This is a genomic window from Peptoclostridium acidaminophilum DSM 3953 (assembly GCF_000597865.1).
Lineage (GTDB): Bacteria > Bacillota > Clostridia > Peptostreptococcales > Peptostreptococcaceae > Peptoclostridium_A > Peptoclostridium_A acidaminophilum.
This window is the reverse complement of the sequence record NZ_CP007452.1, coordinates 1,221,518-1,235,982: the sequence shown is the minus strand read 5'-3', so window position 1 is coordinate 1,235,982 and position 14,465 is coordinate 1,221,518. Positions and strand designations below refer to the sequence as shown.

Here is a 14,465-nt window from a genome sequence, read left to right as displayed (position 1 = left end):
GCTATGACCTCCAGTACAAGTAGTATGCTTTCCTGAAAGAAAAAGCCTCGGACAGATGCTTTATTTCCACGCATTCACTTTCGTCCATATCGGCGATAGTCCTTGATACCCTTAGCATCCTGTAGTATGACCTTGTTGTAAGATTGTATTTTTCAAACAGCATCTTAAGGAAAGCTGTTGCCTCACCGCTTAAGCTGCAGAATTTTTCAATGTCCAATGTGCTCATCTGACTGTTGCAGGAAATATTACGAGCTCCATAGCGCCTGCTTTGCACATCGCGCGCCCTGCATATCCTCTCCCTTATATCACTCGAGCTCTCCTCTCGAATGCTTGCACTTGTGCTTATGCTCTCAAAGTCAACTGGTGCCATTTCTATAAAAATGTCCACCCTGTCCAGAATAGGACCAGACACCCTGCCCAGATATCGTCTGACCTCTCCCGGAGTGCACTTGCATTCTATTCTCGGATGCCTGTAGTATCCGCACTGGCATGGATTCATGCTCGATGCAAAAAGAAAACTTGCAGGGTAGCACGCAGAGCTCTTGAGCCGCGTGATGCTTACAAGTCCGTCCTCTATTGGCTCCCTCAGGCATTCAAGTGCTTTTTTGTCGAATTCGGGCAGCTCATCAAGGAAAAGGACTCCCCTGTGAGCCAAGACCACCTCTCCGGGCTTTGCCTCCTTGCCTCCGCCTATTAATGACACCTTCGTAGCCGTATGGTGGGGCGATCTGAAGGGACGATTGCGCATAAGCCCCTCTCCGCCCAGCAATCCACAGCAGCTGTATATCTTGCTTATCTCTATGGCTTCTTCGTGCGTAGGCTCCGGCAAAATGGATGTCAGCCGCTTGGCCATCATTGTCTTGCCCGATCCGGGCGGCCCTATCATCATTATGTTGTGGTTGCCTGCGGCCGCTATTTCAAAACCACGCTTTGCAAAATAGTTGCCCTTGACATCGCAAAAGTCTTGACTGATTTCAGTCGAATCTGAAGCATCTAAGCTGAGTGGTTGAGGCTTCATCCCGCCGCCGTCCTTGAGTGCTTCAACTACCTGGCTTAGATTTTCATATGCAAATACGTTTATTCCCTCTACAGAGGCTGCCTCGTTTTTATTTTCATATGGTACAATCACGCTTTTGAGGCCTGCTTCCCTGGCCATTATTGCTATTGAAAGCACACCTTTTATTTTTTTTATGCTCCCATCGAGCGAGAGCTCGCCCACAATGGCGCACTCCCTGAGCTTCTCCTGAGAAAGCTCGATGCAGCTGCTGAGCATGGCCACGGCCATGGGCAGGTCAAAGTGGCTTCCCTCTTTTTTTATGTCGGCTGGAGAGAGGTTGACAAGTATTTTTTTGTTTGGGAATTTATACCCGCTGTTTTGTATTGCCGACTTTATGCGCTCCTTGGCCTCTCTTATGGCGGCGTCCGGGAGCCCTATAATATTAAATGTGGGCAAACCCCTGCCCACATCAATTTCCACGTTAATTATGAAGGCGTCGATGCCGCTTATTCCCGCACTCAGAATCCTGCTAAACAAAGAAATCTCCCCCAATTATTTTGTTATTCGCAGAAGGCGCCTTCTATGTGGTTCACCTTCTTTTCTCCCAGATATACCTCTATTATGTCAAATCTGCAGTCGACATTGTAAAGCCGCTTCATGTGAATGTAGCTCTTTGCCACAAGCAGTATCTTTTTGCGTTTTCTAAAGTCGACAGCCTCACAGGGATATCCAAAATCCAGGTTTCTTCTGGATTTCACCTCAGCAAAAACAATGCAGCCCTCCTTGGACGCTATTATGTCGATTTCTCCTATGCGCAGCCTGAAATTCTTCTCGAGTATCTTGTAGCCTTTTTTCGAGAGAAAGTGTAGCGCAATCTCTTCTCCCCTGTTGCCCACCTGCACGTTGTTCACTTTTCTCCCGCCTCTTTACTGTCAATGTCGATTATGTGTGCCAGTATTCTTGCCACGGCATCGTATAGGCATTCAGGTATTTCACTGCCCAGGTCAAGCTGCATAAGGCCGCCTGCCACGCTGGCATCTTCATGCACATCAATCCCGCCGTCTTGCGCGCGCTCGAGTATTTTCTGGGCGACCAGCCCTTTGCCCTTTGCCAGAAGCCTTGGAGCTCCATCTTTTTTGACGTCATACTTAAGCGCCGCTGCAATTTTTATACCCCTCTTAGGCTTCATATAATCACACCCACATATCAAAATTTGGTATTTTTTGAATCGTCTCCCTGTCGTTGCCAAGCAACTCCCTGCTCTCTTCTTTTTCAGATGCAAGCCTGAAGCTTATCCTTACAGCCTCACCGCCTAGCTCCGAGAGGCTTTTGTCTATTGTCTGCGCGCTGGCCTTAAAAAGCCTGACAACTCGCTCATCTTCGAGGCTGAATACCACGTCATATCCAAGGCTGCTCGAATAGCCTACCTTGCAGGCAACGTTGCCCATATTGCTTGTGCCTATTGAAATCAATGCAAAGTAGCGTTCACTCTCTCCGGGTGCCTTTTCCCTTTGCTTTTTCACAAGCAGCTGAGCCACATGGTTTTCCTCGTATCCCTTTATCGGAAGCTGAAAATATCCTTGGGCTTTGCCCAACTCGCCAAGAAGCTGCAGCTTGCCAAATACAGCCTCAAGCTCACCCGTTGAATCCTCTTTAACTCCAGCAGTTCCAATCAACTCCTCAAGCTTTAACGCCAGTTTTTCAACGCCGTTTTTTGCTGAGCCAATCCCTGTTTGCTCTTTAGAAATATCAAGCTTCATATCGTCCATAAGGCCCTTTATTTCACCTTTTATCCTGGCATGCTGCGCTACAAGCGGTGATTCTCCACTTGCTAAAATACCCGGCTCAGCGCCTCTTGCATCTGCAGGCAGAGCCGAGAGCGCAGCGTCGAGCTTTTCCAAGACATTCAGAATGTTTTCACTCCCCTTGCTTATCCCGCTAAAATTGAGTGTATTTTGCGCACTTAGCTCGAAACCGCTTTTTAGCAGGAAGAGCAGTTCGTCCCTGCCGACAGAAGCCACCTTGAGAGAATCTATGAGTCCTTTAAGGTTTTCTCCCTTGCCTTCAGCAATTATAAGCTTGCCAAGCTCGCGCAGCTCCATGCCTTCAGCTTCTGCAACAGCCGATTTTAGCGCCAAAACTTCTTCTTCGCCAAGTGCCTTTAACACCTCAAGTGCCCTTGAGTTCTCACTTATGGCCCGGAAGTTGTTTTTTGTCACAGGGATCTCCAGCTTCATCATATCATGAATAATTTCCCTGCTCTCATGGTTGTCCTGCAGGCCAAGAGAGGCTATGAGCCTGCCTGTTTTCATGTCCAGCTCATGCCTTATATTCGCATCCTGCAGCTTCGGCCTGATTACTACTCCGCCTTCGTCTGCAATCACCTTGAATATAAGCTTTTCATTTATGAAATTTTCAAAAGGTACACTGCTTTTTGCGCTAAGCTGCCTGCCGTTTTCAAGCATTATTCTTACCTTGCTTATTGAAGAGTCTATGACTGTGGCCTTTAGCTCCATTCCCCTGGCTATATTCGTGTCCTCTTTGACTGTGCCCCTTTGAGGCTTGCTCTCTACGGATTTTAGAGACTGTGACAATATCTTCATAATATCCCCGCTTTTAGACTATTGATTTAAGGAACGATCTTCTGTGTATGCTGCATATTCCCTGTTTGCTTATCGCTTCGTAGTGCTCCTTGGTGCCATACCCCTTGTGTACGCTAAAGCCGTATCCTGGAAACTTCTCGTCGTACTCCACCATCATTCTGTCCCTTGTAACCTTTGCTATTATGCTTGCGGAGGCTATCGAAATCGAATTTGCGTCCCCCTTTATAATACCCTTTTGCGGTATTCCCACCGCGTTTAACTCCAGCGCGTCAATGAGGAGAAAGTCTGGTTTTTTATCAAGCCCGGCTATGGCAAGCCGCATAGCCCTTTTAGTGGCGTTGAGTATGTTTATCCTGTCTATATCTTCGTTGTCTACTATACCCACACCCCAGGAGATTGCCTTTGATTTTATTTCGTCAAACAGCAGGTCCCTCTTTTGAGGGCTGAGTTTTTTTGGAGTCATTTACTCCCTCGATGAAAACGTCCTCAGGAAGTATTACTGCCGCGGCAACCACGGGGCCTGCCAGCGGGCCTCTGCCGGCTTCGTCAATGCCGGCAACCAAAGCGTACCCCTTTTCCATAAGCTTTCTTTCATAGCGCTTTAAGCCTTCTATCCTTTCCCTTTCAGCCTGCGCCCTCTTAAGCTGCTTTTCGTACTTTTCCGCTAGCTTTTGAACCGTCTTCCTCTCATCCTGCCTCAGAAGCCCTATGGCCTTAATTATCTCCTCCCTGCCTGCTCCCCTTAGCTGTTCTTCTATTGATTTAAGATTCATTTTCGAAAACATATATTCTCATCTCCCCCATAAAGTGCACGTCTTCAGATATTTCCCAAATAACAGCTCATTTATATTCTGCGTATTATATCGACATTCTCATATATTATGTAATGATATCACACGCAAAAAAATAGAGAAAGATTTAATCCTTCTCTACTTTCTGCAGATCGTCTGGCGTCTCAAGAGTGATCCTCCCTATTTTTGCGCTTCTGAATTCGTGGAGTATTATTCCTGCGACCCTTTCGTAGTCTATTTCACTTTTTGATATTATGCAGCCTCTTTTTTTGCCTATCGCATCCATTGTTTCCAGGGGAGTTTCGCCTAACTCCTCGAGTGCGAATCTCGTTTTGAGCTTCTCAGGCTCGATTAGCGAGAGTTTTTCTATTAGTCTAAGGGCTACGGTCTCCGAGTCCAGAACCTCGTCCTTTATGGCGCCTGTGAAGGCCAGATTGAGAGCTACGCTCTGGTCTTCGAATTTAGGCCAGAGTATACCCGGCGTATCAAGCATCTCGAGATCGCCCTTGAGCTTGACCCACTGCTTGCCCCTCGTAACTCCCGGCCTGTTCCCCACCTTGGCACTTTTTTTGCCTGAAAGCTTATTTATGAGGGACGACTTGCCTACGTTTGGTATTCCTACTATCATGACCCTTATGGCGCGCTCGTTTCTGCCCCTGCTTGCAAGTTGGCTCATCTTTTCGCTCGCGGCCAGGCGGCACTCTGATATAAGTGCATCTATGCCGACGCCTTTTATCGAATCCAGGAATATTGCCCTGCTGCCATTATTCTTGAAGTATTTTTTCCACTGCTCCGTCTTTGCCGGATCTGACAGGTCGAGCTTGTTAAGCACTACGACCTTCGCCTTGCCGTCTATTATCTTATCTATCTCAGGGTTTTTGCTGCTTATTGGTATTCTGCTGTCTAGTATTTCTATTACAACGTCAACAAGCTTGAGGTTATCGCGCAAAAGATCCCTGGTTTTTTTCATGTGGCCCGGGAACCAGTTAATATTTTCCATTCACAACACATCCTGTTTAAATCATCGTATTTATAGTATTTGAGGATTTTAAAAGGGACTGAAATACCAGTCCCTTAGCTTTACTTCTTGGCTTCTTTAACTTTTGCTCTCTTACCAGTTCTTTCACGTAGATAGTATATCTTCGCTCTTCTAACTTTACCTTTTCTTGTAACTTCGATTTTCTCGATTACAGGTGAGTGAACAGGGAATATCTTCTCAACGCCTACGCCGAAAGATATTTTTCTAACTGTGAAAGTCTCTCTGTTTCCGCCGCCTTGTCTTTTGATTACAACGCCTTCGTAAACCTGGATTCTCTCTCTTTTACCCTCTGTTACCTTGATGTGCACCTTTACTGTGTCTCCTGCTCCGAATGACGGCAGATCGCTTCTAAGCTGCTCTTGTTCAATGCTTCTTATTATATCCATTATACTTCCTCCTATTCTGCTACGTTCTTATTTCAAATCCTTGTTGTTGCGAAACAGCGGAACGCGCGTATTCAGCATGTAGATTGTACCATAAATCCACATGCATTTCAAGCTATTTTTCAAGAAGGTCAGGCCTTCTCTTGCTTGTTATCTCATGTGAACGGTCTTTCCTCCACTCTTCTATCTTCTTGTGGTCTCCTGAAAGCAGCACATCTGGAACGCAGCGGCCCATGAACTGCGCAGGTCTTGTGTAGTGGGGATATTCGAGCATTCCCTCCATAAACGACTCGTCCATGTGCGAATCTTCACTGCCAAGCACGCCGGGTATCATCCTCGATACCGCGTCCATAACCACGAGTGCAGGCAGCTCACCACCTGTAAGCACATAGTCGCCTATCGATATCTCATCGTCCACAATCATGTCGATTATCCTCTGGTCTACGCCCTCATAGTGGCCGCACAGGAAGACTATATCCGAGTGCTTTGCAAGCTCAATGGCCACGCCCTGGCTAAACACCCTCCCCTTCGGGGACATGTATATCACATGCGGCTTTTCTATGCCTTCCCTTTCGAGCATGTCCTTGTAGGCGTCGTATATCGGCTGCGCTGTCATTACCATGCCGCTTCCGCCGCCGTAAGGATAATCATCAACCTTCTTGTGCTTATTTTTTGAATAGTCCCTGATATTCCATGTCTTGACGCTTATAGCTCCGCTCTCCGAGGCTCTTTTTATTATGCTCTCGCTTGCATAGTTGTCTATCATTTCCGGAAAAATCGTAAGGAAGTGGAAATTCATTATATCATCCCCTCTATAGGGTCGATTACAATCCTTCCTCCGGGGATATCTATTTCCTTTACAAACTCCCCGACAGCCGGAATCATTATTTCCCTGCCTTCCTCGGACTTTATGACGTATACGTCGTTTGCGCCTGCCGTGCTGAAGACATCCTCCATGACACCCACGTAGGCGCCGTCAAGCAGGTACACCTTAAGCCCCACAAGGTCATCGACGTAGTATGTGTCTTCCGGCAGCTCCCTGCTTTCCCTCGGGACATATATATACTTGTTCCTGAGCATCTCCGCCTGCTCTATGGTGTCTACACCCTCGAGCTTAAGTATTACGAGATTTTTTTTGTATCTGACCTTTTGTATCTTGATCTTCTTGTCAAAATCCGCATCCAGGAACACCCCTTCGACCTCTTCGAACCTCTCCAAATAGTCGGTTAGCGGATAGACTCTCATTTCGCCCTTAAGGCCCTGCGTACTGACAATCTGGCCAATTTTGACGTTGACTCCCATGAAAATCAGCCTCCAATCACAAAAAAGGATTAGATTACTAATCCTTTTTATTATTATTGTACTATTTCAACTATTACTTTTTTGTTTTCCTTTGTGGCTGCCGCCTTTACTAGTGTTCTTATGGCTTTAGCTATTCTGCCTTGCTTGCCTATTACCTTGCCCATATCATCAGCAGCAACTTTCAATTCTATTACAAGAGAATGCTCACCTTCAATCTCATTGACTGAAACCTCAGATGGATTGTCTACTAGAGATTTAGCAATTATTTTAACTAATTCACCCATAAGTTCCACCTCCTAGTAAGTGGTTATTCTCCTTTTTTTGCCGCTTCGAACTTCTCAAGTATTCCATTCTTCTTGAAAAGATCCTTTACTGTGTCAGTTGGCTGAGCGCCGTCTTTAAGCCATTTTACAGCCTTTTCATCGTTTATTTTCACTTCTTTAGCCTCTGAAACCGGATTGTAGAAACCTATCTCCTCTATGAACTTTCCATCTCTTGGAGAACGAGAATCTGCAACTACTATTCTGTAAAAAGGTTTTTTTGTGCGCACCCATTCTTTTAAGTCTTATCTTTACTGCCATATTTATTGTACCTCCTCAAATTTTTCATATAGATTATTTTTTTATGCTAAAAGAAAGGAAACTTTGCATTGCCTCCCTTTTTTGAAGCTCTTTTCCATGCCTGCAAACTTCTTCATCATCTTCTTTGTCTGCTCGAACTGCTTGAGCAGTCTGTTTACTTCCTGCACGCTTGTGCCGCTTCCCCTGGCTATCCTTTTTTTCCTGCTGGCGTTGAGGATGTCTGGGTCGTTTCGCTCCTGCCTTGTCATCGACTGTATTATGGCCTGCACCTTGACAATCTCCTTGTCATCAAAGTCGATATCCTTAAGCTGCTTCATCTGGCCCATGCCCGGCATCATTTCAAGTATCTTGTTGAGCGGTCCAAGCTTTTTGACCTGCTCGAGCTGCTCCAGGAAATCCTCGAATGTGAACTGCTGCTTTCTTATCCTCTGCTCTAGCTCCTTGGCCTTTTTCTCATCGATGTTGGCCTGCGCCTTTTCAATGAGTCCCAGAATGTCTCCCATTCCAAGTATCCTCGAAGCAATCCTGTCAGGATAAAACGGTTCAAGCTCGTCGAGCTTTTCGCCTATTCCGGCAAACTTGATGGGTTTTTGAGTTACAGCCTTTACAGAAAGCGCCGCTCCGCCCCTTGTGTCGCCGTCAAGCTTGGTGAGTATCACACCGTCGATTCCAAGGGCGCTATTGAAGCTCTCAGCTACGTTTACTGCATCCTGGCCTGTCATGGAGTCTATCACAAGCAGTATCTCATGCGGCCTTATAGACTGCTTTATGTTTACAAGCTCGTCCATAAGCTCCGTGTCTATGTGAAGTCTTCCCGCAGTATCTATTATCAGAACATCGTTGCCGTCAATTTTGGATTTCTCAAGTCCTTCCCTGGCTATATCAACAGGGCTCTTTTGGTCTCCCAGCTCGAACACGGGAATCCCCAGCTGCTCGCCTACCACCTTGAGCTGCTTTATAGCAGCAGGCCTGTATATGTCGCATGCCACCAGCAGAGGCTTTTTCCCCTGCTTTTTGAGATAGCCTCCGAGCTTGCCTGCAGTAGTAGTCTTACCTGCTCCCTGAAGTCCCACCAGCATTATTACAGTAGGCGGTCTTGAGGAAAAGTTGATTTTGCTCTGGACGTTGCCCATGAGATTTGTAAGCTCTTCGTTTACAATCTTTATGACATGCTGGCCAGGCGTAAGGCTTTCCATGACCTCCTGGCCGATGGCTCTTTCCTTGACTTTTTCAACAAACTGCTTTACCACCTTGAAGTTGACATCCGCCTCAAGCAGCGCAAGCTTGACTTCTCTCATGGCGTCATTGACGTCTTTTTCGTTAAGCTTACCCTTGCCCTTAAGCTTGCCAAGCGTGTTTTGGAGTTTTTCTGCTAAACCTTCAAAAATCATTTCAACAACTCCCTGCAGCAATCTTTTAGTCTTTGTATCAAATCGGCCATCTCGCTGCAGCCCGCATCTCCTGCCATGTCACCCAGCTGCGCAAGGCCTTCGTTTATCTCTTCGACAAGGTCATTACGACTGTAGAGCTTTTCTAGAAGCCTTAGCTTGCATTCGTACTCCTTGAGTATCTTTACTGCTCTCTTTAATGTATCATATACCGCCTGCCTTGATATCTGGAGATTCTCACTTATCTCGCTCAGCGAGTAATCCTCGTTGTAGTAAAGGTTGACTACGTCCTTTTGCTTGTCAGTGAGAAGTTCGCCATAAAAATCAAACAAGACTGAAATTTCCACTACTTTATCCAGGTCCATATTTTCACTTCCCTTAAAACAGCGGTGTAAAGTTTAATGCCTTTACAGATAGTATTTTATATTAGATGCCCGTCATTGTCAACCCTTTTATTTGCTACTCAGCCATATTGAAAGCTCAGGCGGCGATTAATCGAACAGCGCCTCAACAAAGCTCCTCGCATCAAAGTCCTGCAGGTCCTCTAGTTTTTCTCCCACACCTATTAGCTTTACCGGCACGTCTATTTCCGACTTCACAGCCAGAATGACCCCGCCTTTTGCTGTCCCGTCAAGCTTTGTGAGAACTATCCCTGTTATATCCGCCACTTCGCTGAACGTCTTGGCCTGCTGTATAGCGTTTTGGCCGGTTGTCGCATCGAGCACGAGCAGCACTTCCCTATTGGCATCAGGATACTCTCTGTCTACAATCTTGAATATCTTGCCCAGCTCATTCATAAGGTTTTTCTTATTGTGAAGCCTTCCTGCGGTGTCGCATATGAGCACGTCTGCCTTTCTTGATTTTGCAGCTTGTATGGCGTCAAATATGACGGCTCCAGGATCCGAGCCTTCGCTGTGCCTTATGAGCTCTACGCCCACGCGGCCAGACCATACCTCAAGCTGGTCTATTGCCGCAGCCCTGAAGGTGTCGCCTGCTGCGAGCATGACACTCTTGCCCTCTTTCTTGAACCTGTTGGCAAGCTTGCCTATCGTGGTCGTTTTACCTACTCCGTTGACTCCCACCACCATTATTATAGCCGGAGTTGCCTCGACAAGCGGCTCACTGCCCTCTAGCATCTCTACTATTACTTCCTTTAGCGCCTCCCTCACGCCTTCGGCCTCGATTATTTTCTTCTCCTTGACCTTGGCTCTAAGCGCGTCAATTATCTTTATGGTCGTATCAAAGCCCATGTCAGAAGTTATGAGCACTTCCTCGATTTCCTCGAAAAGCTCCTCATCGACTCCCTTGTAAGACTTGAGTATGACATCGATCTTTTCAGTTATGCCTTTTTTTGTCTTTTCAAGACCTTCCTTAAGCCTCGCAAAAAGATTGAAGCCCTTTTCAACCTCCTCGCTTTCTTCCAGAGCAGGCTCCGCCTCAGCTGTCACAGGCTCGATAGTCTCGTATACCTCTGGTTCTTCTGCTTCAGCCTCCTCTGCTTCTTCTTGGGCTGGCTCAATTTCTCCAGATTCAGGCATTAATTCCTCTGGTTCAGGCTTTTCTTCATGAACAGCTTCATATTCTATCGCGCTTTCAGCTTCGAGAGTTACAGCTTCTGGCTCTTCAATCTCGCTTTCCTGAAGGCTTTCCTCTGCGCTATCTTCCTGAACCTCTTCCTGCGCTTCTTCCTGAACATCTTCCCCTTGTGTTTCCACTTCCTCCTGCAGCGCCTCTTCAACCTCCTGAGGCTTTTCTTCGCCTTTTCCGGTTATCTTGTTGAATAATTTTTTGAACATGCTATTCCTCCTAACTTGTTTTTTCGTCTGCAAACCTTTCTGCATCTTCCAGCTTGAGCGTGAGCAGCTTTGATATTCCATTCTCCTCCATGGTCACTCCGTATATGTAGTCGGAAACCTCCATGGTGCCCATTCTGTGTGTTATTGCAACAAACTGTGTATTGGACGAGAGCGTCTTTAGAAATACGCCGAATCTTGCTATATTCGAATCGTCAAGCGCCGCCTCTATTTCATCAAGTATGCAAAACGGTGTCGGCTTTGTGAGCAGTATGGAAAACATCACTGCAATTGCTGTAAGCGCCTTTTCTCCTCCAGACATTAGAGTTATGCTTTTTAATTTTTTGCCGGGGGGCATTACGTCAATTTCTATGTCGCTTTCCAGCACTGCCTGAGGATTCTCAAGCCGAAGCTGCGCTCCTCCGCCCCCGAAGAGCTCCGTAAATACAGTCTCGAACTTCGAGTTTATCTTTTCGAAATTGGCCATGAATTCGCTGGTCATACTGCTCTCGATGCTTTCTATGAGGCCTTCAAGCTCACCAATAGAGTTTTCCATATCGCTCTTTTGAGACTTGTAGAGCTCGTACCTTTCCTTTTCCTTTTCATACTCCTCTATGGATTCCAGGTTTACGCTTCCTATCTCCCTTATTTCACTCTTCAGCTGCCTTATTCTGGCGCTGTCTGGAATATCGCCTTCCTGGCTTTCCTGCAAAGCTTCCTCGTATGTCATCGCGTAGCTTTCATACAATGTATCGCATATGCCTTCGTACTCTCTTTGAATGCCTGCTCTTCTTGTCTGGGCTTTTATGAGCTCCTCTCTGGATGCTGCGTATGCTTCCTCGAGCCTTCTGACATTCCCCAGCTTTTCCTCCACGCTCTTTTCAAGCATTATTTTTTCGCCTGAAAGCTCGCTGATTTGCAAATCCATCTGCCTTAGCTCTGTCTCCATGTATGCCAGCTCGCCCTCTGAGTTTGAGCTGCTCTTGCCAAGACTCTCCAGTTGCGCCACAAGGCTTGCATTTTCGCCTTCCAGCGCCTTTTGCCTTGCGCCTTTTGACTCCAGCGCGCTGCGCAGCCTTTCCACTTCGCCTTCTCCGGCAGCCATGTATGCTTCAAGTCCTGCAATCTTAGCCTCCATTTGGCTGAGCTCCTTTTCGCTGGCCTCTTTTGCTGCGCTTTTTTCCCTTATCGTTTCGGTTTCTGCTTTAAGCCGCTCCTGTATGTCTGCGATTTTAAGCTCTATTTCCCTTGTTTCCTTTTCAGCCAGTATGGCTCTCTCATTATGGATTTGGATTTCGCTGCTTATACGCTCGCTTTCTGCAATAAGCCTTTGAGCCTTGTCGCCTGATTCCTTCATGGAACTTACAGCGCCCTCTATCTGCGCGCTCACCCTTAGAATTTCTTTTTCAATGTCACCCAGCCTGCCCAGACCTGCACGCAAGTCTATATCAATTTGGGCATGGTTTGTTTTGAGACTCTCCTCCTGCGAGTGTGCCTTTAGGAGTTCGCTCTGGAGCTTTTCTATTTCACACTTGAATTCATCTATTATCCTGCTTCTTGAGAGTATGCTGTTTTGAGCTTTTTTCACGGAGCCTCCGCTTATTGAGCCTCCCGGATTGAAAATCTGGCCGTCTAGCGTCACTAGCCTGTGCCTGTAGCCTGTTTTTCTGTTTGCCGCTATGGCGCAGTCCATGTCGCTTACAACTAGTGTCTTGCCCAGAAGGCTCTCGACTACCGGCCTGTATTTGTCGCTGCACCCGACAAGAGCGCTGGCAATTCCTATGAAACCCTCGAGCCCTTCACCTATTTCAAGGGCGCCATGGACTTTTTTTGCGTAGACGCTCAGCGGCAAAAATGTGGCCCTGCCGTATCCTTTTTGTTTTAGATATTCAACAGTACGTTTTGCAGACTCCTCGTCCGTAGTGATTATGTTTTGCAAAGCTGCGCCGAGCGCAATTTCTATAGCTGTCTCATGCTCACGCTCCACATCAATAATGTTAGCCACCACATCTTCTATGCCTGCTATTCCGCTTGTGAGCGCTTCCTTTACGCCCCTGTTATAGCCCTCCAGCTGGCGCTCCATGGATTCATAAACAGCGAGCCTTGAGCTTTTATCCTTTATCTCAAGCTGCAGGCTCCTGATGCCTTCAGCAAGCTCTGCGATGCTTTTTGAAGCATCGCTTAGAGCTTCTCTTTTTTCCCTGTTTTGGGCCTTTGCCTCCTCGCAGGAAGCCTTTAGAGTATCCAGCCTGTCTTTCAAGACGGCCGCTTCATTCTCCCTGAGTGTATTCAAAGAGCAAAGCTCCGCTTTATCCTTATCCAGCTCGCCTCTTCGCCTGAGCGCCGCATCAATGATGGCTTTTTCGCTTGAAATTCTGACAGCGCGCGCATTCTTCTCTTCAAGCAGTTCTATGGCCCTGTTTTTGAGCTCTTCTATCTCCAGCTCGCCATTTGTAATATCCGAAGAGCTAAGGCTGCTCTCGTCCCGCACCTTGTCCCTGCTTGAAATGAGTAGCGACATCTCATTTTTGAATTCAGCCAGCCTTGCTTTTGACAGCTCCAGCTCGTTAGAGAGCTCTTCTGAGGAAGCCCTTGCCTCGCAAAGCTCACTGTCATTTTTTTGAACCAGATTCTGCACGCTGGATTTTTTTTCAGCGTATAGTCTGATTTGCGAGGCCGTCTTCTCAATGGCCTCCTTGACGGAATACATGCCCTGGCTTAACTTTTCAAGCCTTTCACAGGCGTCTGCATGCTTGCTCTTGAAAAGTGCGTACTCGTCATACTCGCATGCCTTTTGCTCTTCAAGACGAATGCTTTCGTTTTCCGCGGCCCGCAAAGTCTCGTCTACAGCCTTGAGCTCTTCTTCCAGCTTTTTAATCTGCAAGGCAAAGCTCCTGACCTCGAGGCTTCTGAGTTCACTCTCGACCTGAGTGTACCTGAGCGCCTTGTTTCTTTGCGCCTCTAGCGGTCTTATGTGCTTTTCTATTTCATAGTATATGTCGTTTATTCTTTCGAGATTCTCCCTGGTCTTTTCCAGCTTTCTTTGGGCCTCTTCCTTTTTGTACCTGTATTTTGATATTCCGGTAGCCTCGTCAAATAGCCTGCGTCTGGCGCTTTGGTTTCCTGAAAGTATCTCGTCTATCTTGCCCTGTTCTATTATCGAGTAGCCTTCCTTGCCTATACCTGTGCTCAGGAGCATCTCCTTTATATCCCTGAGCCTGCATTGCTGGGAATTTATTGAATATTCGCTCTCTCCGGATCTGTAGACCCTTCGCTTTATGGTTATTTCAGAGTAGTCGATGTCAAGTATGCGATCGCAGTTGTCTATTGTTATTGATACCTCTGCAAATGACATGGGATTTTTCGAGTCCGTCCCCGAAAAAATAACATCCTCCGACTTTTCGCCTCGAAGACTTTTGATGCTCTGCTCGCCAAGCACCCATCTGACTGCATCTGAAATATTGCTTTTTCCGCTCCCGTTGGGTCCCACTATGGAGGTAATCCCGCTGTTGAAGAGAATCTCGGTCTTGTTCGGAAAAGATTTAAAGCCCCTAAGCTCTATTTTCTTCAGATACATCTGTTCGCCTC

At 46.8% G+C, this 14,465-nt stretch carries 15 protein-coding genes and 1 pseudogene; all 16 read right to left on the bottom strand.

Going from position 1 to position 14,465, the window contains the following annotated elements; all coding sequences use genetic code 11:
* Position 1 precedes the first annotated feature (1 nt).
* The 16 genes and pseudogenes from EAL2_RS06200 to smc all read right to left on the bottom strand — a co-directional run bounded on the left by EAL2_RS06200 (position 2) and on the right by smc (position 14,454).
* Entirely contained in the window at positions 2–1,534 is a 1,533-nt protein-coding gene (locus tag EAL2_RS06200) for a YifB family Mg chelatase-like AAA ATPase (protein ID WP_025435530.1), read from the bottom strand.
* 23 nt (positions 1,535–1,557) lie between these two features.
* Entirely contained in the window at positions 1,558–1,908 is a 351-nt protein-coding gene (locus EAL2_RS06195) for a YraN family protein (RefSeq protein WP_025435529.1), read from the bottom strand.
* Positions 1,905–2,186: an EscU/YscU/HrcU family type III secretion system export apparatus switch protein gene (locus EAL2_RS06190; RefSeq protein WP_025435528.1), complete on the bottom strand. Its 282-nt coding sequence runs from the start codon at positions 2,184–2,186 to the stop codon at positions 1,905–1,907. The genes EAL2_RS06195 and EAL2_RS06190 overlap by 4 nt, the downstream gene beginning before the upstream one ends.
* Positions 2,187–2,190: 4 nt before the next feature.
* Positions 2,191–3,600, bottom strand: coding sequence for a hypothetical protein (locus EAL2_RS06185; protein WP_025435527.1), 1,410 nt, complete (start codon positions 3,598–3,600; stop codon positions 2,191–2,193).
* A gap of 13 nt (positions 3,601–3,613) precedes the next feature.
* Positions 3,614–4,063, bottom strand: a complete 450-nt coding sequence (locus EAL2_RS15910; RefSeq protein WP_322787226.1) for a ribonuclease HII — start codon at positions 4,061–4,063, stop codon at positions 3,614–3,616.
* A complete protein-coding gene (locus tag EAL2_RS15905; protein ID WP_322787225.1) occupies positions 4,017–4,373 on the bottom strand; it encodes a ribonuclease H family protein in 357 nt (118 codons plus the stop codon). Before EAL2_RS15905 ends, EAL2_RS15910 begins: the two co-directional genes overlap by 47 nt.
* 145 nt (positions 4,374–4,518) lie before the next feature.
* Positions 4,519–5,391 carry a ribosome biogenesis GTPase YlqF gene (ylqF, locus tag EAL2_RS06175; RefSeq protein WP_038601872.1) on the bottom strand — a complete coding sequence of 291 codons (873 nt, stop codon included), beginning with the start codon at positions 5,389–5,391 and terminating at the stop codon, positions 4,519–4,521.
* A gap of 80 nt (positions 5,392–5,471) precedes the next feature.
* Entirely contained in the window at positions 5,472–5,816 is a 345-nt protein-coding gene (gene rplS, locus EAL2_RS06170) for a 50S ribosomal protein L19 (RefSeq protein WP_038601869.1), read from the bottom strand.
* A gap of 112 nt (positions 5,817–5,928) precedes the next feature.
* Complete coding sequence (gene trmD / locus EAL2_RS06165; protein ID WP_025435525.1) at positions 5,929–6,612, bottom strand: tRNA (guanosine(37)-N1)-methyltransferase TrmD; 684 nt, start codon at positions 6,610–6,612, stop codon at positions 5,929–5,931.
* Entirely contained in the window at positions 6,612–7,115 is a 504-nt protein-coding gene (gene rimM / locus EAL2_RS06160; RefSeq protein WP_025435524.1) for a ribosome maturation factor RimM, read from the bottom strand. Before rimM ends, trmD begins: the two co-directional genes overlap by 1 nt.
* Positions 7,116–7,168: 53 nt before the next feature.
* The gene (locus EAL2_RS06155; RefSeq protein WP_025435523.1) at positions 7,169–7,399 is read right to left on the bottom strand and encodes a KH domain-containing protein; all 231 of its coding nucleotides are present in this window, start codon (positions 7,397–7,399) and stop codon (positions 7,169–7,171) included.
* A gap of 23 nt (positions 7,400–7,422) precedes the next feature.
* Positions 7,423–7,696 (bottom strand): annotated as a pseudogene (rpsP, locus tag EAL2_RS06150) (30S ribosomal protein S16).
* Positions 7,697–7,737: 41 nt separating this feature from the next.
* Complete coding sequence (gene ffh / locus EAL2_RS06145; RefSeq protein ID WP_025435522.1) at positions 7,738–9,087, bottom strand: signal recognition particle protein; 1,350 nt, start codon at positions 9,085–9,087, stop codon at positions 7,738–7,740.
* Complete coding sequence (ylxM, locus tag EAL2_RS06140; RefSeq protein ID WP_025435521.1) at positions 9,084–9,449, bottom strand: YlxM family DNA-binding protein; 366 nt, start codon at positions 9,447–9,449, stop codon at positions 9,084–9,086. Before ylxM ends, ffh begins: the two co-directional genes overlap by 4 nt.
* 126 nt (positions 9,450–9,575) lie before the next feature.
* Positions 9,576–10,880, bottom strand: a complete 1,305-nt coding sequence (gene ftsY, locus EAL2_RS06135; RefSeq protein ID WP_025435520.1) for a signal recognition particle-docking protein FtsY — start codon at positions 10,878–10,880, stop codon at positions 9,576–9,578.
* A 10-nt stretch (positions 10,881–10,890) separates the two neighbouring features.
* Positions 10,891–14,454, bottom strand: coding sequence for a chromosome segregation protein SMC (smc, locus tag EAL2_RS06130; protein ID WP_025435519.1), 3,564 nt, complete (start codon positions 14,452–14,454; stop codon positions 10,891–10,893).
* Between the last annotated feature and the right edge of the window lie 11 nt (positions 14,455–14,465).

Bases quoted from the DNA above. Each gene is read 5' to 3' on its own strand.
- EAL2_RS06190 (WP_025435528.1), bottom strand. From the start codon at position 2,186: ATGAAGCCTAAGAGGGGTATAAAAATTGCAGCGGCGCTTAAGTATGAC.
- EAL2_RS06185 (WP_025435527.1), bottom strand. From the start codon at position 3,600: ATGAAGATATTGTCACAGTCTCTAAAATCCGTAGAGAGCAAGCCTCAA.
- EAL2_RS15910 (WP_322787226.1), bottom strand. From the start codon at position 4,063: ATGACTCCAAAAAAACTCAGCCCTCAAAAGAGGGACCTGCTGTTTGAC.
- EAL2_RS15905 (WP_322787225.1), bottom strand. From the start codon at position 4,373: ATGAATCTTAAATCAATAGAAGAACAGCTAAGGGGAGCAGGCAGGGAG.
- ylqF (WP_038601872.1), bottom strand. From the start codon at position 5,391: ATGGAAAATATTAACTGGTTCCCGGGCCACATGAAAAAAACCAGGGAT.
- rplS (WP_038601869.1), bottom strand. From the start codon at position 5,816: ATGGATATAATAAGAAGCATTGAACAAGAGCAGCTTAGAAGCGATCTG.
- trmD (WP_025435525.1), bottom strand. From the start codon at position 6,612: ATGAATTTCCACTTCCTTACGATTTTTCCGGAAATGATAGACAACTAT.
- rimM (WP_025435524.1), bottom strand. From the start codon at position 7,115: ATGGGAGTCAACGTCAAAATTGGCCAGATTGTCAGTACGCAGGGCCTT.
- EAL2_RS06155 (WP_025435523.1), bottom strand. From the start codon at position 7,399: ATGGGTGAATTAGTTAAAATAATTGCTAAATCTCTAGTAGACAATCCA.
- ffh (WP_025435522.1), bottom strand. From the start codon at position 9,087: ATGATTTTTGAAGGTTTAGCAGAAAAACTCCAAAACACGCTTGGCAAG.
- ylxM (WP_025435521.1), bottom strand. From the start codon at position 9,449: ATGGACCTGGATAAAGTAGTGGAAATTTCAGTCTTGTTTGATTTTTAT.
- ftsY (WP_025435520.1), bottom strand. From the start codon at position 10,880: ATGTTCAAAAAATTATTCAACAAGATAACCGGAAAAGGCGAAGAAAAG.
- smc (WP_025435519.1), bottom strand. From the start codon at position 14,454: ATGTATCTGAAGAAAATAGAGCTTAGGGGCTTTAAATCTTTTCCGAAC.